At 41.3% G+C, this 26045-nt stretch carries 24 protein-coding genes; 2 read left to right on the top strand and 22 right to left on the bottom strand.

What is annotated here, in order from left to right:
* Positions 1–36 precede the first annotated feature (36 nt).
* The 4 genes from DXB43_RS11805 to mtaB form a co-directional block, all read right to left on the bottom strand.
* Positions 37–297, bottom strand: a complete 261-nt coding sequence (locus DXB43_RS11805; RefSeq protein WP_117947648.1) for a DUF1292 domain-containing protein — start codon at positions 295–297, stop codon at positions 37–39.
* Between the two features lie 2 nt (positions 298–299).
* The gene (gene ruvX, locus DXB43_RS11800; RefSeq protein WP_117947647.1) at positions 300–737 is read right to left on the bottom strand and encodes a Holliday junction resolvase RuvX; all 438 of its coding nucleotides are present in this window, start codon (positions 735–737) and stop codon (positions 300–302) included.
* 10 nt (positions 738–747) lie between these two features.
* The gene (locus tag DXB43_RS11795; protein ID WP_022243074.1) at positions 748–1011 is read right to left on the bottom strand and encodes an IreB family regulatory phosphoprotein; all 264 of its coding nucleotides are present in this window, start codon (positions 1009–1011) and stop codon (positions 748–750) included.
* 136 nt (positions 1012–1147) lie between these two features.
* Positions 1148–2500 carry a tRNA (N(6)-L-threonylcarbamoyladenosine(37)-C(2))-methylthiotransferase MtaB gene (mtaB, locus tag DXB43_RS11790; RefSeq protein ID WP_117947646.1) on the bottom strand — a complete coding sequence of 451 codons (1353 nt, stop codon included), beginning with the start codon at positions 2498–2500 and terminating at the stop codon, positions 1148–1150.
* 89 nt (positions 2501–2589) lie between these two features.
* On the opposite strand from mtaB, the gene DXB43_RS11785 reads away from it, so the two are divergent.
* On the top strand, positions 2590–2820 hold the full coding sequence (locus DXB43_RS11785; protein WP_022243076.1) for an HPr family phosphocarrier protein: 231 nt from the start codon (positions 2590–2592) through the stop codon (positions 2818–2820).
* A gap of 182 nt (positions 2821–3002) precedes the next feature.
* On the opposite strand, the gene thiI is transcribed toward DXB43_RS11785, so the two are convergent.
* The 15 genes from thiI to gpr form a co-directional block, all read right to left on the bottom strand.
* Complete coding sequence (gene thiI, locus DXB43_RS11780; RefSeq protein ID WP_117697007.1) at positions 3003–4190, bottom strand: tRNA uracil 4-sulfurtransferase ThiI; 1188 nt, start codon at positions 4188–4190, stop codon at positions 3003–3005.
* 17 nt (positions 4191–4207) lie between these two features.
* Entirely contained in the window at positions 4208–5374 is a 1167-nt protein-coding gene (locus DXB43_RS11775; RefSeq protein ID WP_117840944.1) for a cysteine desulfurase family protein, read from the bottom strand.
* 30 nt (positions 5375–5404) lie between these two features.
* A complete protein-coding gene (locus DXB43_RS11770) occupies positions 5405–6145 on the bottom strand; it encodes a 16S rRNA (uracil(1498)-N(3))-methyltransferase (protein WP_117840943.1) in 741 nt (246 codons plus the stop codon).
* 5 nt (positions 6146–6150) lie between these two features.
* Entirely contained in the window at positions 6151–7107 is a 957-nt protein-coding gene (prmA, locus tag DXB43_RS11765; RefSeq protein ID WP_117840942.1) for a 50S ribosomal protein L11 methyltransferase, read from the bottom strand.
* A 240-nt stretch (positions 7108–7347) separates the two neighbouring features.
* The gene (locus DXB43_RS11760; RefSeq protein ID WP_242986051.1) at positions 7348–7878 is read right to left on the bottom strand and encodes a molecular chaperone DnaJ; all 531 of its coding nucleotides are present in this window, start codon (positions 7876–7878) and stop codon (positions 7348–7350) included.
* Between the two features lie 284 nt (positions 7879–8162).
* A complete protein-coding gene (gene dnaJ / locus DXB43_RS11755; protein WP_117947645.1) occupies positions 8163–9341 on the bottom strand; it encodes a molecular chaperone DnaJ in 1179 nt (392 codons plus the stop codon).
* A gap of 77 nt (positions 9342–9418) precedes the next feature.
* A complete protein-coding gene (gene dnaK / locus DXB43_RS11750) occupies positions 9419–11299 on the bottom strand; it encodes a molecular chaperone DnaK (protein WP_117840941.1) in 1881 nt (626 codons plus the stop codon).
* A gap of 18 nt (positions 11300–11317) precedes the next feature.
* On the bottom strand, positions 11318–11971 hold the full coding sequence (gene grpE, locus DXB43_RS11745; protein WP_022243084.1) for a nucleotide exchange factor GrpE: 654 nt from the start codon (positions 11969–11971) through the stop codon (positions 11318–11320).
* 20 nt (positions 11972–11991) lie between these two features.
* Positions 11992–13035, bottom strand: a complete 1044-nt coding sequence (gene hrcA / locus DXB43_RS11740; RefSeq protein WP_117947644.1) for a heat-inducible transcriptional repressor HrcA — start codon at positions 13033–13035, stop codon at positions 11992–11994.
* Between the two features lie 206 nt (positions 13036–13241).
* Positions 13242–14429 carry a radical SAM family heme chaperone HemW gene (gene hemW, locus DXB43_RS11735; protein WP_117947643.1) on the bottom strand — a complete coding sequence of 396 codons (1188 nt, stop codon included), beginning with the start codon at positions 14427–14429 and terminating at the stop codon, positions 13242–13244.
* 17 nt (positions 14430–14446) lie between these two features.
* Positions 14447–16258 carry a translation elongation factor 4 gene (lepA, locus tag DXB43_RS11730; RefSeq protein ID WP_022243087.1) on the bottom strand — a complete coding sequence of 604 codons (1812 nt, stop codon included), beginning with the start codon at positions 16256–16258 and terminating at the stop codon, positions 14447–14449.
* 4 nt (positions 16259–16262) lie between these two features.
* Positions 16263–17150, bottom strand: coding sequence for a GDSL-type esterase/lipase family protein (locus DXB43_RS11725; protein ID WP_117947642.1), 888 nt, complete (start codon positions 17148–17150; stop codon positions 16263–16265).
* A gap of 12 nt (positions 17151–17162) precedes the next feature.
* Positions 17163–18497, bottom strand: coding sequence for an MBOAT family O-acyltransferase (locus tag DXB43_RS11720; RefSeq protein WP_117947641.1), 1335 nt, complete (start codon positions 18495–18497; stop codon positions 17163–17165).
* Between the two features lie 116 nt (positions 18498–18613).
* Positions 18614–19927: a stage II sporulation protein P gene (locus tag DXB43_RS11715; protein WP_243006678.1), complete on the bottom strand. Its 1314-nt coding sequence runs from the start codon at positions 19925–19927 to the stop codon at positions 18614–18616.
* Between the two features lie 60 nt (positions 19928–19987).
* On the bottom strand, positions 19988–20935 hold the full coding sequence (gene gpr, locus DXB43_RS11710) for a GPR endopeptidase (RefSeq protein WP_022243091.1): 948 nt from the start codon (positions 20933–20935) through the stop codon (positions 19988–19990).
* Positions 20936–21127: 192 nt separating this feature from the next.
* Here gpr and rpsT point away from each other — a divergent pair, with 192 nt between their 5' ends.
* On the top strand, positions 21128–21391 hold the full coding sequence (rpsT, locus tag DXB43_RS11705; RefSeq protein ID WP_022243092.1) for a 30S ribosomal protein S20: 264 nt from the start codon (positions 21128–21130) through the stop codon (positions 21389–21391).
* 73 nt (positions 21392–21464) lie between these two features.
* Here rpsT and holA read toward each other — a convergent pair whose 3' ends face one another.
* The 3 genes from holA to DXB43_RS11690 form a co-directional block, all read right to left on the bottom strand.
* Positions 21465–22442 (bottom strand): DNA polymerase III subunit delta, encoded by a 978-nt coding sequence (gene holA / locus DXB43_RS11700; RefSeq protein ID WP_022243093.1) that lies wholly within the window; start codon positions 22440–22442, stop codon positions 21465–21467.
* Between the two features lie 43 nt (positions 22443–22485).
* Entirely contained in the window at positions 22486–24879 is a 2394-nt protein-coding gene (locus DXB43_RS11695; protein WP_278308567.1) for a DNA internalization-related competence protein ComEC/Rec2, read from the bottom strand.
* Between the two features lie 203 nt (positions 24880–25082).
* Positions 25083–26045 (bottom strand): GerMN domain-containing protein, encoded by a 963-nt coding sequence (locus DXB43_RS11690; protein ID WP_117947639.1) that lies wholly within the window; start codon positions 26043–26045, stop codon positions 25083–25085.

Raw genomic sequence — 26045 nt, 5'->3', positions numbered from 1 at the left:
CGCTCATTGCATTTGTCCGCAATTACATAAGTTCTCCTAGAATTCAATGTCTACATCTTCCATTAATTCTGTGAAAATTTTTGCAAGTGCTTCTAACTCTTTATCATCTTCCACCATTTCATAGATGGTATTGTGATCATCTTCATTCTGTGTTTCTTTTAAAATAAATGCATCCGAATCACCCTCTTCGTCTACTGTGACAAGAAGGTAATTGATTCCCCGTATGGTTGTCTGCTCTAATACATAAAATTCTGCTGACTCATTGGTATCCGGGTCTGTAAAATTTACTTTTTCCATATTTACTCCTGATTCTTTTCATTCTGCAGATAGTCAAGGTATCCCTGTAAAATAAAGGATGCCGCTATCTGATCCACATATTCTTTGCGATTCTCTCTTCGGATTCCGGCTTCCATCATAAGATTATCCGCCGCAACAGTAGTAAGGCGTTCGTCCCACAGCTCTACTGTAAGTCCGGTACGCCTTTCTAACATTTCTTTAAATTCTAAGGTTTTTTCACAACGCTCGCCTTCACTATTATTCATATTTTTCGGAAAGCCGAGAACAATTTTCTCCACTTTATATTCTTTGATTAATTCTTCAATACGTGCCAATGTCTGACGCAGCTTATTTTCTGATTTTCTGCGCACAATCTCAATTCCCTGTGCAGTAATAAGCAGTTCATCGCTAATGGCAACTCCAACGGTTTTAGAACCGAAGTCAAGACCGATTATCCGCATCAACTGCCTCCTACTTCCATGAATTTGTATGGATATATTCCTTTAATATCTCTTCTACAAGTTCGTCACGTTCTACTTTCATAATCAGACTTCTTGCATTATTGTGACTGGTAATATAAGTCGGATCACCAGACATAATATATCCAACAATCTGATTGACCGGATTGTATCCTTTCTCAGATAATGCCTCGTATACAATCTTAAGTACATCATGTACCCTGATTTCCGGTTCTTTTTCAACTCTAAAATATTGTGTGTTATTCATGTTCTGCATTTTTTCACGCCCTTATTTTGCTCTTTTGTTCTTCCTAATGAAAAAGCATCGCTAAATCTATTCTAATATAAAGTACTGCAAAATTCAACCATTATTCAAAATACACTTCTCATACACTTATCTTTTCCCGATAATTCTACTCTGCTTTTTCAATATTTTCCATCCGGTATACATCCGCTGAAATCCGTCCGGTCACGATGCCTTTCACCAAAATATTTTCTTCCCCTTCTGCCTCCGGCACTGCTATCTTTACATATTCTTTGGTATATCCGGTAAAATATACATTTCCTGCGATTTCATCGGTTTCTTCTAATAATATTTCTTCCGGTCTGCCAACATAATACTCCCGGAATTCTTCTGACATTTCCTGTGCCAGTGCCAAAAGCACCTTACTGCGTTCTGTCTTCACCTGTTCTGGCACCTGATCCGGCATCACTGCTGCCTTCGTACCTTTGCGCTTGGAATACTTGAAAATATGCATCTCATAAAAATAAATCCGCTCTAAGAATTCCTTTGTTGCCTCAAATTCTTCCTCTGTTTCTCCCGGGAATCCTACGATAACATCTGTGGTAATTGCCGGATGGGTAAAATATTTTCGAATCAGCTTACAGCCTGCTTCATAAGTGGCTGTATCATATTTCCGGTTCATCCGCTTTAAGGTTGCATCGCATCCGCTCTGCAGGGACAGGTGAAAATGCGGACAGATTTTTTCTAATTTTGCCAGCTCTTTCACAAAATTCTCATCGATGATTCCAGGCTCCAAGGAACCCAGACGAATCCGGCGGATACCTTCTACTTTATGCACTTCCTGAATCAGATGTAAAAGATTATCTCCATGGTCTAATCCATAGGAACTTAAATGGATTCCGGTCAGTACCACTTCCTTACAGCCATTTGCTGCAAGTGTCTCCACTTCACGCACGACCTCTTCTGCCTTACGGCTTCTGATTCTACCTCTCGCATATGGAATAATACAATATGTGCAGAACTGGTTGCAGCCATCCTGCACCTTTAAGAAAGCTCTGGTATGTTCTTCCGTCCGGCTGATAGACAGTGCTTCATATGCTCTGCCTTTCTCATTAATATCGCAGATATTTTCCTTCCAGTCATCCACTCCTTCGGTTTCTTCGTTTGCATTTTTCTTCTGGTTCATACAGTTTTCAATAAGCTCCACCAGTTCATGTTTCTTGTCATTTCCGATAATGATATCCACGGATAAATCCCTTGCTGCTTCTTCCGATGAAGTCTGGACATAACAGCCGGCAGCGACAACGATACTGTCCGGATTTTCTTTTTTTGCTTTATGAAGCATCTGGCGGGATTTCCGGTCTGCCATGTTGGTTACCGAACAGGTGTTAATCACATAGACATCCGCCTGTTCCGTAAAAGGAACAATCTCATAACCTGCCTGTTCTAATAACTGCTGCATAGCCTCCGTCTCATATGCGTTCACCTTGCATCCCAAATTGTGCAATGCTGCTTTTTTCATTCGATTTTTTCCTCACTTCTAGTTGACTTTTACCTCCAAAGAAGTTACTATTAAGAAAAAGTATTTATAGCAACCAAGGAGGTCTTACTATGAAAACAGTTCAAATTTCATTAAACTCAATCGATAAGGTGAAATCCTTCGTAAACGCAATCACACAGTTCGAATTTGATTTCGACTTAATCTCTGGAAGATACGTTATCGATGCTAAATCTATCATGGGTATCTTCAGCTTAGATTTATCCAAACCAATCGACTTAGCAATTCATGCAGAGTCTAATCTGGATGAGATTATGGAAGCATTAAAACCTTATCTTGTATAATTGAATTGATGTAAATGAATTGGGGGGATTGCGAAAGCAATCCCTTTTTTTATTTGTGCAGGAACCCGCTACGCTGTGCGGGTCCCTTATTTAATTCCGTTTCTATATATTGCTCTGCTTTTATATATTATCTGTTTCTACGTAATATTCTGCTTCTAAACAGCATTCTATTTCTATTCACACTACTCTGCTTCTACGTGAATCACTTCTACCGTATCAATTGCAGTCTGCATCAGTTCATCAATCTTCTCTTCTAACTTTGTTTCAGATTTCTTGATGTATTCAATGTTCGGTTTGGTAACCGGATGCTTTGCCACAAAAATGGTACAGCAGTCTTCAAACGGCTGGATAGATGTCTCATAGGTATCAATTTTTTCTGACACTTCTACGATTTCCTGCTTGTCAAATCCAATCAATGGGCGGTATACCGGCATGGTACATACTTCATTGGTTGCCGCTAATGACTGCATGGTCTGGCTTGCGACCTGTCCGATACTCTCTCCGGTAATCAGTCCTAAACAGCGGTTTTCTTTAGCAAAATGCTCTGCCAGTTTCATCATATAGCGGCGCATGATAATGGTAAGCTCCTCATGTGGACATTTCTCATAAATATAAAGCTGGATATCGGTAAAATTCACTACATGAAGATTGATAGGTCCGCTGTATCTTGCTACCAGTTTTGCCAGATCCACTACCTTCTGTTTTGCACGTTCTGAAGTATATGGCGGTGCATGAAAATAAGTTGCGTCCAGCGCTACTCCACGTTTTGCAATCATATAACCTGCTACCGGACTGTCGATTCCGCCGGATAATAATAACATGGCTTTTCCGTTAGAACCTACCGGCATTCCACCCGGTCCCGGAATTTCCTTGGAATAAATATTGATAAGGCTTCTGATTTCAATGCAGACCATAACCTCCGGGTTATGCACATCTACCTTGCTCTCCGGGAACGCATCTAAGATTTTTCCACCCAGTTCAGCATTGATTTCCATGGAATCAAGAGGATAATTCTTTCTTGCTCTCCTTGCATTTACTTTAAAGGTAAAGTTCTTTTCCGGATATTCTTTACCCAGATAATCTACCACTGTCTCCGCTAATTTATCGAAGCCTTCATCCTCTACCTGAAGTAATGGACAGAATCCTACAATACCAAATACACGGCTTAATGCTTCTACGGTCTCGTCATAATCATAGTCATCGGATACTACATTGACATAGATTCTTCCCTGCTCTTTGGTTACTTCAAACTCGCCCTCTGCTGTCTTTAACGCATGACGGATCTGCTCCATTAACATATTTTCAAAAATGTAGCGGTTCTTTCCCTTTACTCCGATTTCTCCATATTTTACCAGAAATGATTTATACATATGATTTCCTTTCTCTTTTAATGTCTTGTATATTTCTTCAATACCGGAAGCAGCTCTCCCAGTACTTCTAATGCGTAATCAATCTCTTCTTCCGTTGTATGCACACTGAAGGAAAAACGCAGTGTGGAATCCAGAAGGTTTTCCTTTAAATGAATGTTTCTAAGGGTCTTGCTTCCCTTCTGTTTGCCTGCATGATTATTTGAAGAACAGGCAGAACCGGAAGATACATAAATCCCCCTGTCTTCCAGTGAATGTAATAATACTTCACTTCGGATTCCTTCAAAGCTGACGCTGACGATATGTGGTGCAGAATCCTCTCCGGTCTTTCCATTTACATGGGTTCCTTCCAGCTTTTCGATTCCGTCGATAAAACGCTGCTTTAATCCGTAAAGATGTGCTCTCTTTTCATCGAGATTCTCATAGATTTCTTCTGCTGCTTCTCCAAGACCTGCAATTGCCGGTACATTTTCCGTTCCGGAACGCATTCCCTTCTGCTGTCCACCGCCTAATATCAGCGGCTTTAATTTCGTCTTTTCCTTCACCCAGAGGAATCCGCTTCCCTTTGGACCGTGAATCTTATGTCCGCTGACGGAAAGCATGTCTATGCCAAGCTTCTTTGGATAGATATACATTTTTCCATAAGACTGGATTGCATCTACATGAATCAGTGTATCCGGATTCTTTTTCTTAATAAGCTCTGCAGCTTCTGCAACCGGCTCAATGGCTCCGATTTCATTATTTACCTGCATCATGGAAACAAGAATGGTCTGTTCCGTCACTGCTTCTTCTAACTCTTCCAGTGAAATAATTCCATTCTCATCCACAGAAAGATAAGTAATGTCAAAGCCCTGCTCCTTTAAGAATTCCATTGGATTCTCTACGGATGCATGTTCAATGGATGTGGTTATAATATGATTTCCCGCTCTGCGGTTTGCCATTGCAGCACCGATAATCGCAAGGTTATTTGACTCCGTTCCACCGGATGTAAAGATAATTTCTTTTTCTAATACTCTTAATGTTTTTGCTATTTTCTTCTTTGCAGTCTCAACAAATCGTTCTGCCTCAATTCCTTTCATATGAAGGGAAGATGGATTGCCATAATCCTTCGTCAGAAGGTCTACCATTAACTGACACGCCCGGTCACTGCAGCGGGTGGTCGCAGAATTATCCAGATATGCTTCCATACTTTTCTACACTTTCTTACTGTTTTTTCGTTATATACGGCTCTCTAATTGCAGCATCAGCATGGACATCATGCAGATACCTGCTGTATCTGTCCGAAGTATTCTTCTTCCTAAGGAAATGGACTGCATGGTCTCTCTTGCTTTTGCAATCTCTTCCTCTGCAAATCCGCCTTCCGGTCCTATCATAATGCTGATACTCTTCCCCGGTTCGATTTGCTCTAATACTGTCCTGGTTCCTTCCATGCCATTTTCATTTTCATAAGGCACTAATCGGATATCACAGTTTTCTGCCAGCTTTACGGCTTCCTTGAAAGATACTACTTCATGAATCTTTGGAATGATACTGCGCTTTGACTGTTTTGCTGCAGTCTCTGCCTGCGCCTGCCATTTTTGTACCCGTTGTGCTGCCTTTTTTCCTTCCAGCTTTACCACACAGTATTTCATGGCTACCGGAATGATTTCATAGACACCAAGTTCTACTGCCTTTTCAATCACCGTTTCCATCCGATCTCCCTTCGGCAGTGCCTGAAATAAATAGATTTTAGACGGAAGCTCGGTTCCTTCTTCGTCCACAGATACTATGTCTGCCTGCACGAAATTTTCTCCGGTTTCTGCAATCTTACAAAAATAATTGCCACCTTCCCGGTCACTGATGCGAATCGTCTCTCCGATTTTCATACGCAGTACATTCCGGATATGATTTACATCGCTTCCGGTTATGGTAACATATTCTTTGCCCACCTGGCTTTTTTCAACAAAAAACTGATGCATCTATTTTACCTCTGATTTTTCCGTGCAGTTACATTGACCCATTCGCCCTGATGGTTGACTTCTAAGATTTCAAAGCCTGCCTGCTCTAAAGCTTCTTTTACTTCGTTTTCTTTAAAATCAATAATTCCGGAAGTAATAAGCACTCCCTGCTCTTTCGCACACTGATAAAGTGCCGGTGCCATCGGAATAATAATATCCGCTAAAATATTCGCTACGACCAGATCATAACCTGTGCCAATCTTTTCCTGAAATGCTTTATCGTCAATCAGGTTTCCAACATAAAATTCACCTGAATTTTCTGCCAGATGATTGACTGTCATATTTTCATGAGTTGATGTGATACAATCTCCATCCACATCCGTACCCACTACGCTGCCTGCACCAAGCTTTAATGCTGCAATGGATAAGATTCCGCTGCCGCATCCTACATCCAGAACACGCTCGCCCTCTTTTAAATATTTACGAATCTGGCGGATACAAAGCTGTGTTGTCTCATGCTTTCCGGTTCCAAAAGAAATACCCGGGTCAATCTCGATTAAGAATTTATTTTTATCCTCTTCCTTTAATGGTTCCCAGGTTGGTTTGATTAAAATATCATCGATATAAAAAGACTGAAAAAACTGTTTCCAGTTATTAATCCAGTCAATATCCTCGGTCTGGCTGGAGGTAATATCTCCGCTTCCGATTTCTACCATGCTTCTTAACTGCTCTAAACCAATGCGGACTGCCTTTAAAGTCTCGGTATGGTCTTCGCCTGCCTCTAAATAAAAGCTGACTTTGCTTTTTCCTTCGTCTGGTGGAAGCTCCGGCGGAAAATCAATAAACATTTCTCCTGTTTCTTCTTTCGTCAATGGTACATTATCTTCGATTTCAATTCCTTCAATGCCATTTTCTGATAACATCATGCTGATAAAATCCTCAGCTTCTGTTGTTGTATCTATTGTATATTTATCCCATTTCATAGTTTCTGCTCCTGTTCTTATCTTAACCTTCTATTATAAAAAGCAAACATTTTAATCTTAACATAGCTTTTTATTTTTCGCAACTGTAAGGGAATCAACGGCAACCAGCAGACAGCTTCTTTAGATACATAGCGACGCCTATGCATGTCTGGTAACACAAAAACAGCGGAACATATTTCTTCTGCCCGCTGATTTTCCTGTTTATTGCTATGTCATTGCTGTGCTATTATTGCAATCTTATTACTGATATTTTACTTCCAGTTTCTGCATCAGTACCTGATATTCCCGGTTAATTTCCTGAATCGTACCGGTGTCTCCATTGAGATTATCCGGATGATATATTTTAATCAAATCCTTATAACGCTTCCGCAATGATTTTTCATTGCCCACGCCCATAAAGAACATTTCTCCCTTCACCACATTGGATGATTGGTTTCTATTCTCCTGTTCAAATTCATGTACTCTGCTGTAAAAGTCTCTCTGACGCTCCATTTTCTGCTTTTCGGCAGCAAGTTTCTGAAGTTCACTTTCTAATATTTTCCACTTCATGTCAAAAAGATGCTGTTCCCGCTTCATCCGCTCCTGTTCAAGATTCTTCTCCATCTCGAATTTCCGCTTCTGACGTTCTAACTCCCTCTGATGGTGTTCCATCTCGCGTTTGGAATTTTCCAGTTCTCTCCTTGTATGTTCCAGTTCCACAGTCTGCTGAAAACACCATTTATCAAACTGTGCTGCATCCTTCTTAATCACAGCGCTGTTATGCTGCTTCATAAATCTCTCTCCTTGTCTCATAAACGGTTGCCTAAATCAACATATGGTTACAAAAAACTTATGAATCAGAAACAGTATACAATATGTTGTCACAAAATGCAACAACGAGAAACTCACTTTTGCAGTTTTCCCGAGTTATCACAATACTCAACTACGAGAAACACGCTTTGCGAGTTTCTCGAGTTATCGCGGTGCTCGCCAAATCTGCATGCAAGCATGCGATTTTTCTCGCTACTCGCGTAAAAAAAGCTGCCTCCATTTTTCAGGAAACAGCTTTATCATTTTTATAAATCATCGAAGGACTCTTTAATTTTTCCCATAAATCCCTTTTTCTTTTTCGTGCCTGCCGCACCATTCTGTGTCTTTAATGAATTACCGGTCTCTGCATCAAACTGGCGCAGCGCCTCTTTTGCAGCTTCATTTAATCCGGTCGGAACCTGAACCACAAGTGTAACATACTGGTCACCACGGACTGCCTTGTTACGCAGGGATGGGATTCCTTTTCCTCTCAGACGGATTCTGGTGTCGGTCTGTGTACCAGGTTTTACTTCGTAGACCACATCGCCGTCGATGGTTGTAATTCTTACTTCTCCACCCAGTGCTGCCTGTGCAAAACTGATTGGTGCTGTTGAATATACATCCATGCCCTGTCTCTGAAGGATTGGATGGCGGGATACTACTACTTCTACCAGAAGATCTCCTCTTGGTCCGCCATTTACACCCGGCTCACCTTTTTCACGGATTCTTACACTCTGACCGTTATCAATTCCGGCAGGAATGCTGACCTTAATCTTCTTCTTGCTGGCAATGTAGCCGGTTCCACGACAGTCCGGACATTTGTCACGAACAATTTTACCGCTTCCGTTACATTCCGGACAGGTCTGTACATTCTGTACCATACCAAATAAGGACTGCTGGGTATATACCACTTTTCCTTTTCCCTGACATTTGCTACAGGTCTCCGGACTGGTTCCCGGCTTCGCTCCTGTACCATGACAGGTCTTACATTCATCCTTTAATACTAAATCAATTTCTTTCTCACAGCCAAATGCTGCCTCTTCAAATGTAATTCTGACACTGGCACGTACATTGGCTCCCTTCATCGGTCCGTTGCTGCTGCTGCTGCGTCTTCCGCCGCCAAAGAAATCTCCGAAAATGTCTCCAAAGCTTCCAAAAATGTCTCCCATATCCATACCTGAGAAATCAAATCCGCCTGCTCCGCCGGCACCTCCATCAAAGGCTGCATGGCCAAACTGGTCATACTGTTTTCTCTTCTCCGGGTCGCTCAGTACTGCATATGCTTCAGATGCTTCCTTAAATTTCTTTTCTGCTTCTTTATCCCCCGGGTTCATATCCGGATGATATTTTTTGGCAAGGACACGATATGCTTTTTTTATTGCTGCGTCATCTGCGTTTTTATCAACGCCTAAGACCTCGTAATAGTCTCTTTTCTGTTCTGCCATAATCTATTCCCTCTTTACCGTTTGTAAGGGTTGACAGTAAAACTGCCAACCCTTTCTACTGCTTTTTATCTGTAGAATTATACTTCTTTGTAATCAGCATCTACCACATCATCATCTGCGGAACCTGCAGCTGCTCCACCGGCTGCACCTGCTCCCATATCAGGACCTGCACCAGCGGCTCCCTGAGCTGCCTGAGCGTTCTCATACATCTTAGCAAATACTTTCTGTGCACTTTCCATCAGTTTCTCTTTTGCTGCTTTCATCTCAGCAACCTGATCATCTGTCATGTTTTCAGCCTGTGGATTTGCATCTACTAAAGCTTTCAGTGCATTTAAGTCAGCCTCTACTGCAGATTTATCTGCCGCATCAAGGTTATTTCCAACCTGGTCTAATGCCTGCTGTGTCTGGAATACGAAGGCATCTGCATCATTTCTGGTGTCGATTGCTTCTTTTCTCTTCTTGTCCTGTGCTTCAAATTCAGCTGCTTCTTTTACTGCTTTATCGATATCTGCATCAGACATGTTAGATCCGGCAGTAATTGTAATATGCTGTTCTTTTCCGGTTCCTAAGTCTTTTGCAGATACATTTACAATACCGTTTGCATCGATATCGAAAGTAACTTCAATCTGAGGAACTCCACGACGTGCTGGTGGGATACCATCCAGACGGAACTGTCCAAGGGATTTGTTATCTCTTGCGAACTGACGCTCACCCTGTACTACGTTGATATCTACTGCTGTCTGATTATCTGCTGCTGTTGAGAAAATCTGGCTCTTTCTTGTAGGAATTGTTGTATTTCTCTCAATCAGTCTTGTTGCAACTCCACCCATGGTCTCGATAGACAGTGACAATGGAGTAACATCCAGAAGAAGGATATCACCTGCGCCGGCATCTCCTGCTAATTTACCACCCTGGATACAAGCACCAAGTGCTACACACTCATCCGGGTTTAAGGATTTACTTGGCTCTTTGCCTGTTAACTGTCTTACTTTATCCTGAACAGCCGGGATACGTGTAGAACCACCAACCAATAATACCTGGCCTAAGTCTGCATTGGTTACGCCCGCATCCTTCATAGCGTTCTGTACCGGGATTGCTGTTTTTTCTACTAAGTCATGTGTCAACTCATCGAATTTTGCTCTTGTCAAGTTCATATCAAAGTGCTTTGGTCCTTCTGCTGTTGCAGTAATGAAAGGCAGGTTGATATTGGTTGTTGTTGCAGAAGACAACTCTTTCTTAGCTTTCTCTGCAGCTTCTTTTAATCTCTGAAGAGCCATCTTATCGGTAGATAAGTCAACGCCTTCTGCTTTCTTGAATTCGTCAATCATCCACTGTGTAATCTTGTTATCGAAATCATCTCCACCTAATCTGGTATCACCATTTGTAGATAATACTTCGATGACTCCGTCACCGATTTCAATGATAGATACATCAAATGTACCACCACCTAAGTCGTATACCATAATTTTCTGTTCTTTTTCGTTGTCCAGTCCATAAGCAAGTGCTGCTGCTGTCGGCTCGTTGATGATACGTTTTACATCAAGTCCTGCAATCTTACCTGCATCCTTGGTTGCCTGACGCTGTGCGTCATTGAAGTATGCCGGTACAGTAATAACTGCTTCTGATACTTTTTCTCCTAAATATCCTTCTGCATCAGCTTTTAATTTCTGTAAAATCATTGCAGAAATCTGCTGTGGAGAATACTGTTTGTCATCAATGCTTACTTTGTAATCGGTTCCCATATGTCTCTTAATGGAAGAGATTGTTTTCTCTGCGTTGGTTACTGCCTGACGTTTTGCTGGTTCACCAATCAGACGCTCACCTGTTTTTGTAAATGCTACGATAGATGGTGTTGTTCTTGCACCTTCCTGGTTTGCTATAACGGTAGGTTTTCCACCTTCCATAACTGCCACACAACTGTTTGTTGTTCCTAAATCAATACCAATAATTTTACTCATGTTCTTATCCTCCTATGCTTAATTCGCTACTTTTACCATGCTATGTCTGATTACATTTTCTTTGTACTTGTAACCTTTCTGTAACTCCTCGGCTACTACATTCTCACCGAGTTCTTCATCTTCCACATGCATTACTGCATTATGGAGATTCGGGTCAAACTCCTGACCGGCTGCTTCAATCGGTGTTACACCAACTTCTGTCAGCACTGTCATCATCTGCTTATAAATCTTATCCATACCTTCTACGAAGCCATTGTTTTTGTCTTCTTCCGGTACAGCTGCAAGCCCTCTTTCAAAATTGTCGATAACTGGAAGGATTTTCTCTAAGATTGCACTGGCTCCCATGTCATACATCTGGCTCTTTTCCTTTTCCGTTCTCTTACGGAAGTTTTCAAATTCTGCCATCTGACGTTTCAGCCGGTCGGTTAAATCTTCAATCTGTTCGTCCTTCTTATCTTTCTTGTCTTTCTTTTTAAAGATACCTTTCTTTTTCTCCTCATCTTCTTTCTCTATTTCTTCCGGTTCAGATTCGGTATCTTCCGTTTTTTCTTCTGCCTCAACTTCTTTTTCTTCTGAGGCGGTATTCTGTGCTTCTTCCTGTTTTTTTGCATCCTCTGCTTCTAAGTCTTCTAATACTTCCTCAAGCACTTCTTCTTTCTTTTCTTCTGCCACTTCCTTACCACCTTTCTATGCTATTCTTTCTTCGGCTTATCAAATATGCCTTCTAGTTGTGATTTCAAATTTTTCAGATTATCCATGACGTTCTCATAATCCATACGCTTCGGTCCGATAATACCTATCGTTCCCTTCACGCCTTTACCAAGTTCATAGGTAGCTGTTACCACACTGCAGTCCTTCATGGTCTGAATTGGAGATTCATCTCCTATATAAACCTGTATGCCGTTCTCCTCATTGCTGAGGTTATCCGTCACCAGACTTACTAACTGTTTCTTCTCTTCTAACGCATTTAAAAGCTCTCCTGCTTTCTGCGAATCCGATAACTCCGGATATTTTAAGATATTCGTTGCACCGCTGGTATATATCTCCAAATCCTCGTCTTCGCTGATTGCTTCTGCTACTGCATCCAGTACATCACTGATGACTTTGGAATGGATACCGGCTTTCTCTTTCAACACTGCTATGGTGCCCAGATTAATCTGATCTAATGACAATCCATTTAAATGTGTATTCAAAAGCATGTTAAGTTTTAACATATGCTCATTGTCTATCGGCTCTTCTATCGGAATCATCTTATTTTTCACAAGATTGCCTTCCAATACGACAACCGCCAGAATATGTTCATCATCCACATTGGATAACTGGATGAACTTCAGGCTGTTGTGGTGATACTGCGGTGCTGTTATCATGGTGGTGTAATTCGTGTTGTTTGCCAACAGCTTTGCCACCTGCTGCAATACCTGTTCCATCTTCTCCGTATGTTCAATTACGAACTCTTTCATATCGGATACTTCTTTGTCCTTCTCTGCAATCAGATTATCTACATAGAAGCGATATCCCTTATCGGATGGAATTCTTCCTGCCGATGTATGTGGCTGCAAAATATATCCCATCTCTTCCAAGTCCGACATCTCATTCCGGATTGTTGCGGAACTTAAGTTCAAATCCGTATACTTGGAAATGGTTCTTGAACCAACCGGCTCACCTGTTTCCAGATAGTTGCGAATGATTGCATTTAAGATTTTTGTTTTTCTTTCATCTAATTCGTTCTCGTTCATTCACGTTCTCCTGAAAATGAAACTTTTATAGGTATTTGAAAAAGCTTTTTGTACTGCTTTTTCTTTGTTGTTAGCACTCAACTTGAAAGAGTGCTAATTTCTATGTACTTAAGATAGCACCATTCTTTTTTTTTGTCAACAGCATTTTATAATTTTATAGTTTCTTTAGATTTGTTCTGATTCAATGCTGTTCAACACCGCACTACTTAATCCAGTAAAAACTGGGCGAGTACATAGTTACTGATGTCCATGCCGTGGTCGCTGAGCTTTATTACACCGGCTTTTTTCTCGATTAAGTCCTCTTCCTGAAGCTGGTTTAAGACTTCGCCATATACTGCTTCTATTTCCACGCCAAAAGTCTCTTTGAATTCTGTTCTTGTAACTCCCTTTAACATACGCAGGCCTAAAAACATGAATTCTTCCATCTGGGCATGGCGGCTGATTGCATCTGCACTCTCATGGAGATTCAATGCCGGTACTCCATCTATTTCCTTCGCCGAAATATTACCACATGCTTTGATATACGCTTCAATCTCTCTTATATTACTGTAGCGTACTTCTCCAATCAGGGAAGCTGCCCCAAGTCCTACCCCAAGATACGGTACCCGCTTCCAGTATCCGATATTATGCCTTGCCTCTTTCCCCTGCTTTGCATAATTGGATACTTCATAATGCCCATAACCTGCCTCTGCAAGAATCTCCTGAGTCTTTTTATAAATTTCATACTCCGTCTCTTCAGATGGCAGATGCTCTGTCGGCTTTCCGGCTTCCCGGAGCACTGCCTCGAATTTGTATTTTTCATAAAATGGTGTTCCCTTTTCGATAATCAGGGAATAGGCTGAAATATGCTCCGGTTTTAATGCTATGACACGCTTTAAGCTGGTGACAAATTTCTCCGTACTCTGATAAGGCAGGGCACTCATCAAATCAACGTTGATATTTTCAAATCCACATCTTCTGGCACATTCATAATTCTCCAAGAACTGCCGGTAAGTATGGATTCTTCCTAATATCTTTAATTCATCATCAAAGGCAGACTGTAACCCTATGCTGAGACGGTTAATGCCTGCTTCTTTATAGGTAAGAAGTTTTTCCTCATTTAAAGTTCCGGGATTACATTCTATGGTAGTCTCTGCATCTGCTTCCACCTCAAAGCTTACCTGAATCTGTTTTAAAAGAAGTGCGATATATTCCGGTGCTAAAAGAGACGGTGTTCCGCCCCCTATATATATAGTAGAAAGAACCGGACGTCCCATTGTCTGTCCGTAATATCTGATTTCATGCAAAAGAGCACCCACGTAGCGGTTTTGTAACCGCTCGTCCGCAGGTGCTGATAAGAAATCACAATATTCACATTTTCTTACACAAAAAGGAATATGCACATAAAGTTCCATCTATGTTCTCCTGTCATCTATTTCTCATCTAACTTCAGTACACTCATAAATGCTTCCTGTGGAATCTCTACATTTCCCACCTGACGCATACGTTTCTTACCTTCCTTCTGTTTCTCTAACAGTTTACGCTTACGGCTGATGTCACCGCCGTAACATTTTGCCAGCACATCTTTTCGCATTGCTTTTACTGTCTCACGGGCAATTACCTTGCTTCCAACGGCTGCCTGAATCGGGATTTCAAATAAATGTCTCGGAATCTCTTCCTTTAACTTCTCACACATCTTTCTTCCACGCTCATAGGCGGTATCCTTAAATACAATAAAGGAAAGAGCATCCACTTCTTCTTTATTAATAAGAATATCCAGTTTCACAAGCTCTGACTGCTCATAACCCTTCATCTCATAATCAAAGGACGCATATCCTTTGGAACGGGATTTCAATGCATCAAAGAAATCATAAATAATTTCATTTAACGGAAGGTCATATTTAATAACTGCACGGGTCTGCTCAATATATTCCATACTCTTATAGATACCACGGCGTTCCTGGCACAAATCCATAATGGCACCTACATATTCGGATGTCACCATAATTTCTGCTGCAACCATCGGCTCTTCCATATATTCGATTTCGGATGGATCCGGAAGATTGGATGGGTTTGTCAATTCTATCATGGTACCATCAGTCTTATGTACCCGGTATACAACGCCTGGTGCTGTCGTTACTAAATCAAGATTAAATTCTCTCTCTAACCGCTCCTGAATTACCTCCAAATGAAGCAGTCCCAAGAAACCACAGCGGAAACCAAAGCCCAATGCAATGGAAGTCTCCGGTTCAAACTGTAAGGCTGCATCATTTAACTGTAATTTTTCCAAAGCGTCACGAAGATCCGGATATTTGGCTCCATCTGTTGGATATAATCCACAGTACACCATCGGATTAACTTTCTTATATCCCGGCAATGGTGCATCACAAGGACGCTTTGCTTCTGTTATGGTATCACCCACACGGGTTTCTTTCACATTCTTAAGGCTGGCAGTAATATAACCTACCATTCCGGCTTCTAACTCATCACATGGAATGAACTGTCCGGCTCCGAAATATCCTACTTCTACTACATCTGCCTCTGCTCCGGTTGCCATCATGCGGATGGTTGTCCCCGGTTTTACGGAACCTTCCCGGATTCTGCAGAATACAATAACACCTTTATAAGCATCATACACAGAATCAAAAATCAACGCCTGAAGAGGCGCTTTGGCATCCCCTTTGGGTGCCGGTAATTTATGCACAATCTGCTCTAATACTTCTTCCACATTCAACCCTGTTTTGGCAGAAATCCGTGGTGCATCCTGTGCCTCAATTCCAATCACATCTTCAATTTCTTCTACTACTTCTTCCGGCCTTGCACTCGGCAGATCAATTTTATTAATGACTGGAATCACTTCCAGATCATGGTCTAATGCCAGATATACATTGGCAAGGGTCTGTGCCTCAATCCCCTGTGCCGCATCTACTACCAGCACTGCACCGTCACAGGCAGCAAGACTTCTTGATACTTCATAGGTAAAGTCCACATGTCCCGGTGTATCAATCAGATTGAAAATATATTCTTCTCCATCTTTGGCATGATATATAATACGGACTGCCTGGGACTTAATGGTAATTCCACGTTCCCGCTCCAAATCCATATTATCTAAAACCTGCGCCTGCATTTCGCGGCTGGTCAGAAGCCCTGTCATTTCGATAATACGGTCTGCAAGGGTTGATTTACCGTGGTCAATATGGGCAATGATACAAAAATTACGAATCTTACTCTGGTCGATTGACATATATTTACTCCTTCTTTATTCCATGTTTCAAAAGGAAATCCGTCCACAGGGAATAATATTTTCCCAGCAGGTGAATCTCATCATAAGTATATTCCGGATTCAGATTTCCTGTTTCGTCAGTCACTACTTCGTTTACATCAATATAAAATATATCGCGATTATTTGCAAGCATTGCAATTCTGTCATTCCGTTCTTTGATTGCCGGATTGTTAAAAATCGGGTCGGTTTCTGACTTTTCCTGTTTTACATACATAATGCCCTGTAAGAAAATCAGTGCATCCGGCTGTAATTCCCGGATATGATTGACAGCTTCTTCATATTTTTTCATAAAGCTGTCTACTGTACCGGTTCCCATTTCGTTGATTCCAATCATCAGATAGACTTTACCAAACTGATGCTTGCTTAATGCTTCTTCAATGGTAATCTTCGCGCCGTTTTCCTCGACAATCGGCGTATCAAACATATCATAGACCGTAAGTCCGATACTGGCATAATAAGTTGCATTATCCCAGCCGCCATAGTCTCTTAAGCCAACGGTTCTGGAATCTCCGATAAATACTGCATCATCAAAATAATCCTGGGTTACATCGGTAAAAGTATAAGTCTTATCCGCTTCTGCCTCCGTATCTGCAACTGCTTCTGTTGCTTCTTCCGTTGCCGGCTCCTCTTTGTCAGCATATACGCTTTCCAAATCCTCCTCCGGTTCTGCCTTATCCCATGGCAGAATGCCCTCTTTGGATGCCTGCATCATGCCAGCCACCGCCGGAACCTTCGGCCAGTCCTTATTATATTCTTTATATGCGCCCTTTGTTCCGGCTAAGGCGACACCGCTTACCAGCAGCATACTGATTGCCGTAACAATAAGAAGCGGACATTTCTTCCATTTCTTCATGGCAGCCTCCCATTAAAAACTAAAATACATAAACGGATTGTTCAGTCCATTTGCAATCTGATAAATACAAATCCATAATACAACAAACAAAATTGCTTTCATCCACCACTTCTTCCAGCATTTTTTTAATATCTTATCCATAAAAGGAAGTGATACCACGAATGCCAATAGGAAAAACACTCCATAGGTTCTGCCGTATTTCAGATAATCGCCTGCATTGACTGCGATTCCGGTTCCAAAGAACGGGAACAGTCTTGCAAAATATACTTTCAAATCAGATAACTTCGTAATTGCAAACACGACCCAGGTCAGAGGGATTACAAACCAGATGTAAAGGTGTGCCAGCCATCCATGTTTCTCTAAAAAATTTCTGATTACAAATCGTTCCAACGCAATAAATACAAATAAAATCAAGCCCCATAATGGAAAATTAATGGTAGAACCATGCCACATTCCGGTTACAACCCAGACAATCAGCAGATTGAAAAATGTCCATGCATTTCCCTTCCGGTTGCCTCCCAACGGAATATATAAATAATCACGGAACCATCTTCCCAGTGTAATGTGCCACCGGCGGTAAAACTCAGACACTGTCCTGGAACGATACGGATGGTCAAAGTTCTTCGGCAAATCAAATCCAAGCATCTCTCCGATTCCGATTGCCATCAGGGAATATCCCTGGAAATCAAAGAATAACTGTGCAGAATAACCGAATGCTCCCATCCACGCTAACGGTGTGGAAATACTCTCAAAGCCAATGCCCTGAATATCTCGCCAGAGAATTGCCAGATGATTTGCAATAATTACTTTATATCCCAATCCTATGATAAAAAGAGTCAGACCATGTTCGATTTTCTCCAGACGGATTGGATGTTTCTTTAACTGCCCTGCCATATCGGCAAACTGGGCAATCGGTCCGGATATCAGCTTTGGGAACAAAAGGATATAAGTTCCATACTCCAGATAATCCCTCAACGCTGCTGTTTTCTTCTTATAGACATCCAGCACATAGGAAAGCATGGTAAAAGTATAAAAGCTGATTCCAAGTGGAAGCGACAATCTTGTATATTTAAATATACACAATAATCCGATATTATAGCAAAGCAAAATCACAAGCATGGTATTTCTGCTGCTCTTCCTTCTTATATGATCCATCAGTAATACCAGAATATAGTTCAGACTCATGGAAAACAGTAAAAGAAGTGCATCCTTCCAGCTTCCCATGGCATAAAATACCAGACTGCCAAAGAAAAGTACCGGATTTTTATACTTTACCGGTACCAGATAATATATAATAAGAAAAATCGGTAAAAACCGAAATAAAAATTCTAAGCTTGAAAATTCCATGATAACTCCATATCTTTCGTTTTATTTTACGCATCTCTTTTATTATATAAGAAATGCAAGTGATTTCAATGTGTTTTTCCGAAAAAGTTATTACATTTTCATTACGAAATATTTTTCTAATTTTCTCCATGCAACACTCTGTTCAAAAGGTCTGCCAGTGGAACCATGGCATTGCGTGCCTCCTCCTGCGTGTTGGTATAGGAACCCATTTCGATCAAAAGATATTTCTCTTTAAAATGCATATTATACCGGTATCCTTTTAAATAAATCGGGCGGGTAAGATTCGGATAATACTCTGCCGCTGCAATCTGCATCTGCAGGGAAAAAGCAAGATTCCCGGTAAGGTTTGGATTATTGAGATAAGAAATATCTCCCAGCGCTTTTGTCCGGCTCAGTCCGTTAAAGAACATAATCGGTGCCATCTGCACCCCGTTTACCTCCCGCACCATATGCTTATCCACTGCATCACGATGTAAATCTATTACCACTTCTATGCTCGGATTCTCTGCTAACAGCTGCTCAATGGGCCCCTCCGCATTGGCATAGGCGTGATCTCTGTCTCCCACATCATACTGTCCCATATGATGCATGACCTGAAATCCATATTTTTCCTGTAACAGGCTGGTAAGATATTCCCCTGTTCCCATAACGCCCGTCATTACATCATTTGGGTCGGAATCTGCAAACATTTCCTGGGAATGGGTATGGTAAATCAGAATCTGTGGCTGGTCTGCCGGCGTTTTTATGGTTAAATCCATATTTAACAATTCTTCTGCATTTAACTGACTGCTATTGATGGTTGTTGTATTGTCCACCTGATAAAAATTCTGAATCAGATAATCAAAATCATTTAATTTTTCTCTTGGAATCTCCACCAACGGCTGAGAACTGACTGCTGTATTATCCGGGGCTGCCGGCTGCTCTGCCGCTTCTGCTGCCGCATCTGCTCCTGCCTGCGTATTTTCCTGCTCCATTTCTGCCACTATGCAGTCCTGATTCTCTCTGCTGGCTGCCTCCGCCATCTGTCTGGCCTCTACTTCCGCTTCATCCTTTCCTTCCAGTGCAACAATCTCTTCTTCTGAAAGGCTGCTCTCAATTGTCGTTTCATAAGTCCTTATGGTATCTGCATATCCGATAAGTGGTATCTGGTCTGTCACTTTTTCCAGCAAAAAATCACTCAGTGTCTGTTCCTGCCTGCCCTCTGCCATATAGGCAACAGTCGGAATATACTGTCTGGTCATGGACATGGATATCTCATTTTGTATATAGGAAAAAAAACGTTTTGCCAGTGTTTCCCTTCCGGTTCCCGCTTTCACCATAAGAAAAAATGCATACAACAGAAAAAGTGCAATAGCAGACTGCCTGTACCATTTTTTTCGTTTCCTGACCAGTTCCGTTTTTCCCTGATATCTTTGCCCATAGACTCTCATGCTGCCAGCACCTCCTGTTCTGCCATAGCAAACACTATATTCTATGCAGCTTCTGTCCCTTTAGAACCGGGAGAATGCCAGATTCAGTCCCTCTGATATGGTATAGCTCAGCCTTTTTACCGCTTCATCAATATCTTTTGGTGTTACAAACATTGCATTCAAATGTGGAGATAAAAGTTCTCTTGCCAGCTCATGCTTTTCAATTTCATCCAGACCTGCCAGCCCATTTCCCACACTTTTTAGCTGCGCTGACTCCCGCATGGCTCCGATTAAGTCACTCATAGTATCCGAAACTATCGTTGCGGCATCTACTACGGTAGGAATTCCTATGGCAATTACCGGAATTCCCATGCTTTCTTTATTAATGGCGTGCCTGTGATTGCCCACACCGGAACCGGGATTGATTCCGGTATCCGTAATCTGGATGGTACGGTTCAGACGCTTCACGCTGCGGGCTGCCAGTGCATCCACCACAATTACAATATCCGGTTTCGTCTCTTCAATGACTCCACGGACAATCTCTCCTGATTCCATACCGGTCTGTGCCATTACGCCCGGCACAATTCCGCTTATCTGGCTCGTTGCCTTATTTCCAAAGGCATATTGTCCATATTCCTTGATAATGTGTCTGGTAATCATCATATTATCTACTACATAAGGTCCTAATGCATCCGGTGTCACTTCCCGGTTACCAAGACCCACTACCAATATCTTGAGTTCTTCTTTTTTCCCCGGCAGCATGGTTTCAATCACTTTTGCCAGCTGCCCGGACACTTCTCTGTGATAATCCTCATCTTCTTCCATCATGTCCGAAGCCTCAATGGTAATATAGGTTCCCTTCGGTTTTTTCATTGCCTTTGCTCCGTTTTCTGTGTCAATGAACACTCTTGTAATCATGATTTCCGGTGAAATTCTCTCCTCATCCACCCGTACTCCCTTTACTTCAATATGATCTTCATCAAATTTTTCTCTCGTCTCTAATGCGAGGTCTGTTCTTATCTGAAACATAGCTTCACTTCCTGTAAACAATTTTTCCAAATAAATTTTCTTTATTATTTTTTACATTTTTTCTCCAAATATGTATTGACAGATGCAAATATGTGGGATAAACTAACATAGTATGTTTACATTAGAACGTCCGTGTCCGGCTTTAATGAAACAACCAAAAACAATAAAACAATCATATTGGAGGTGTACAGGTTGGCTAACATTAAATCTGCTAAGAAAAGAATTCTTGTAAATCAGACCAAAGCTGATAGAAACAAAGCTATTAGATCAAAAGTTAAAACATCTATTAAGAAAGTAGACGCTGCAATCGCTGCAAACGATAAAGAGGCTGCTGCTGCTGCATTAGTTGCTGCAACATCTGAAATCAACAAAGCTGCTACTAAGGGTGTTTATCACAAGAACACTTCTTCCAGAAAGATTTCACGCTTAAACAAAGCTGTGAACAAAATGGCATAATTGCCGGAAGAGCATAGATTATAAACGATTATAAAAAAGAACGTTTCGTACCGTCATTCGAAACGTTCTTTTTTTATGCACTGTATTTTACAATCAGAAGTTCTACGGCTAACTGGTCTGCCATTCTTCCCGTCTTGACATCCTCTTCTGCCTGTCCGCAGTCTTCAATTGCTTCCTTTAACTGATTTATTTTAAAAGCTCCTGCCTGCCGAAGATTCTTCTGCACTGCAAAGCTTGGCATCCCTGCAGTCTTTGCAATACTGACAGCAGGATATCCTTTTGCTGACATGCTTTTTATCAAAAGCAGATTCTGGAACTGTCTTGCAATCAGGAATAAAATCCGCATGGGTGCTTCCTTTAATGCCAGTAAATCGTAATATAAGTCCAAAGCCTTCTTCTGATTCTTGGCAGAGATGGCATCAATCATTTCAAAGATTTTATTTTCCGTCTGTCCGGTACAGATTGCCTCTACATCTGCCGCAGAAATCTCTGTCTTATCCAATGTATAACAGATAAGCTTTTCTAATTCCTTATCAATATTTTCCATATCGGAACCGGTCTTTGACAGGAAAAGCTGCATCACAGACTGGGTAATTTTCTTCCCTTCCCGCTGGATTCTGCCCAGTATCCAGCGGATCAGCATATCTTCCTTCGGGGTCTCAAATTCTACGGCACTTCCAGCCCTGGATGCCGCTTTAAATAATTTGGAACGCTTATCCACTTCTTCTTCCACAAAAACAAAGCAGGTGGATTCCGGCACCTGGCTCATATATTCTGCCAGGTCATCACAGCTGTTTTTAAAGAAGCCACTGTTTTCCACCAGAATCATACGCTTTTCTTTAAAGAATGGCAGTGTCTCCGATAAATCAATCAGTTCCTTTGGATTAATATCCTTTCCCTCATATGCTGAAAAATTCATCGTATCATCCGGCTCTACCAGTGCATGTTTTAGCTTATCACGATACTGCCGTTTCAGATAGTCTTCCGTTCCATATAAAAGATATACGTTTTTTAATTGTCCCATTTTAATGTCATTATCTATTGTTTTCATAAAGGATATTATACTATATTTTTACTTCTTTATCAAAGCATACTTACCGAAAGCTTTGAATTGTGATCCTTCCCTTTTCCTCTTCCAGCGAAATCTGACCGCCTTCCATCGTATCAAAAATTTCTGCCGAAGCTTCTTTTAATCGATTTATGGTCTCCTGATGAGGGTGTCCATATCGGTTGTTTTCCCCACAGGAAATCAATGCCAGTTCCGGCGAAAGTGCTTTTAAAAATTTTTCTGTCGAGGAATACTTTGAGCCATGATGTCCTACTTTAAGAAAATCTACTTTCCACAACCGCTGCTTTTCTAAGAGCCAATTTTCTTCTGCTTCTCCGGCATCTCCGGTAAATATCCCGGAAATATATTTCGTCTGATAGAGCAATATCATGGATTTTCCATTCTCATCCTCTGCCTGATACTCTCCGTCCGGAAGGAGGCAGCTTATGGTATCCTCGCCACTTCTTATGCAATCTCCTTCTTTCATATATACGATGGGAATGTTTCTCCGCTCTGCCAGTGCACATATGCTCTGATAATTCTTTACATCCGGCTGTTTTCCAGGCAATATAATATTTTCAACAGAATACTCCGTCTCAAGAACTTCTAACAATCCGTTCACATGGTCTTCGTCATAATGGCTTATAAACCAATAATCTATCTTTGTGATTCCATTGCTTTTTAGAAATGGCAAAATCCGATACGTTCCCACCTTAGACACATCAGTGCTTCCGCCATCCAGAAAAAGATTGGTATCTTCCCCCAGTCGTACATAGATGCCATCTCCCTGCCCCACATCAAGAACTGCCATAAGATGATTACTCTTTACCGGGCGAAGAACCAGAAGTAACACCACGCTTCCAATCAAAACAATCGGAAACTTTCTAAGGAGTATATTTGTATTTCTATTCCCATCTCTGTTTCCGCTTTTCTTTGTCCGTTTTTTTATCAGCAAGCAGGTGGCTGCAAGCATCAGATAATAGAATATGATGCGCTGTATCGGCCACTGTCCTACTATCTTCGTAGCTCCCGGGAGCCGGCTGCACCAGCTGACTCCAACATAAATTCCGTCCAGCAATAATTCCAACATCATGATTACCGGTCCCGCAAACAGCCTTCCTACAACAATTTTTTCCATACACATGAGCAATGTTGCAGCTATCCCGTTTATTAAAACTGCGCTTAACAAGGAAACTATCAGTAGATTCAGAATCAAAGCATAGACCGGCACTTCATAATAATAGTATGCCACCAGTGGAAGTGTTGTAAGTTGAACGGAAAGCGAAACTAAAAAGTTCTGCCGGATTTGCCGTTTCCATTTTTCCCGTATTTTATTTGCCGCCTTATCGCCTGTTTTCCGTTCCTGTGTTTGCTGTTTTTGCTCCCTTGGAAACAACTGTCCAATACATTTTGCCACTACTACCACACCAAGAATTGCAGCTACCGAAAACTGGAGTCCTGCATTTTCAACCAGATACGGGTTTTTCCATAAAAGCACCAGCACTGCCACAGAAAGAGCGGTTCTGCTATCATAGCTTCGCCCGGACAGCTTGGCTGCCATAAGAAGTGCAAACATAATCCATGCCCGGATAGCAGATATTCCCATTCCGGTCATTTTCACATAACAGAACAAAAATACAACTGCTGCCGTACAGGCACAAAGAGAATTTCCTTTTTTTCTAAGAAGTCCATAACAGAACAGTCCAATGCAGGAAATATGCATTCCACTGATTACCAGCACATGGCTGGCTCCTGCCTGTTGAAAGACTGTTGAAACCTCCTTTTCCAAAAGTTCTTTATCTCCTAAAAGCATTGTTCCAAGAATCCCAGCATTTCTTTCCGATAAATTATTTATATAATTTTCTTTTAATTTTTCTTTTATCATGAATAATTTCTCTGCCAGTACATCTTCTCTTCCATATTCGCCACAAATCCTTTCGGCATCAAAATGATAATCCATATTCAGACTGTGATAATATTGAAATTCATCATAATTACCATCATTGGCAGCGCGATTCAGTTGTCGGATATTTCCTTCTAATACAATGGTTGTTCCAATACGACACGATTGGTCAGATGGTTCTTGCTTCAGTCGAACCAGGACAGAATTGGTTTTATAGGTTTTATCTCCAATCCGTAAGAAAACATGATTAAGATATAATCTTGTCTGATTGTTTTTTCGTTCTTTTTTCTCTATCTTCCCCTGTAAAATTGTCTTTTCATTTTCCGTCTGCCAGCCTCTGGAAGCATCTGTTTCTACAGAAAGGCTGGTCTCCTGCTCTTTTAAAATCGTCTCAATGGTATAGCTTTGCTGCTGCATATACCAGATTCTTGCAATTCCCAGCAGAAAAAATCCTATTCCAAGTACTGCTGTAAACCGGTATACCCTCCGTTTTCTTTGCCGCAGGGCATACAGCAGATACATCTGACACCCTGCCACAAAGCTGATAAGGATAACTTTTATGACCGTCGGAACAGACAGGCAGACAATAATGCCACACAGGAACAATATCGTTCCATAGCATAAGGGGCGTTTTATAATTTCGATATAACCCCTCCTAAATATTTTTCTAAGATGTTTCTTCTTAATATGCTGCTTATAAGATATGTTACTTATAAGATACTTCTTCTTAAGACCTTCTCCTAAGGTGTCTCTTCTGTTTGTGCTTCTGTAGATACCGTCTCATTCTCATCTGCACTTACCACATAGTCAAGGTTCCGTTCATAAAGCTGGTCTAATGCAAAACTATCCCGGTAAACACCGCTGGTCTTTCCGTTTACAGAAATCTGCACCTTACTGATGGTTGAAATCTCCGATAAAGAGTCTACAATAGAATAAATGACAATTGGCTCCTGTATTTCATAATTCTGATTCAGGAACGCCTCATCTAATGTAACATAGCAGGTTCCATTGGTTGTCGTAACATTGACAAGATTTGTTCCTTCCGGAAGTGGTGCTTTCAAATTCTTATCATCCGGTCCCTTTAAAAGATTCTCCATAATCAGTTTTTCCAAGGAAATGTTACTGCTGTACTGTACTTCTTTTTCGCATTCTACCAGTCCGTTTCCATCAGCATTTGCATAATATAAATGTAATGTTGTTGTCTGAATGGAATTAATCTGTTTTCCCGGATTCTCAACAAAGCTTTCTTCTGTCATCAGTCCGATTACATTATCCCGGCTGTCTGCCAACGGTGCATCTCCCACATAAAAAGATACATATTTTACATCCGGAAGCTGTACCAGTGTCTTTACCACTGCTGCCCGGCACAACACCTCATCCGTAGACTGCATTTTGGAATAATTATCATTAAAGTAAAGAAACAGCTGATTGCTTTCCAGTGACCAGTCTGTAATTGTAACATCACCAGGAACCGGTTTCTGATACTCCACGCTATCCGTATTGGTGCACAACGCATCTAAAAGAGTGGATATCATGTCCTCTGTCTTGCCCTCTTTTAAATCATATGGCTGCTCTACCACTTTTGTTTTTTCTTTATTCAGATAATAAATATAATACGCCGGGTCATCTGTCTCCTGTCTGCCACACCCTGTGAACAGCGATACCAGAAGGATAAAACTCAGCCATCCTGCAATTTTCTTCAT

It is taken from the genome of Roseburia sp. OM04-10BH, assembly GCF_003462605.1.
Lineage (GTDB): Bacteria > Bacillota > Clostridia > Lachnospirales > Lachnospiraceae > Roseburia_C > Roseburia_C amylophila.
Note: the sequence above shows the minus strand (reverse complement) of the source record. Positions and strands in the feature narration are given on the sequence as shown.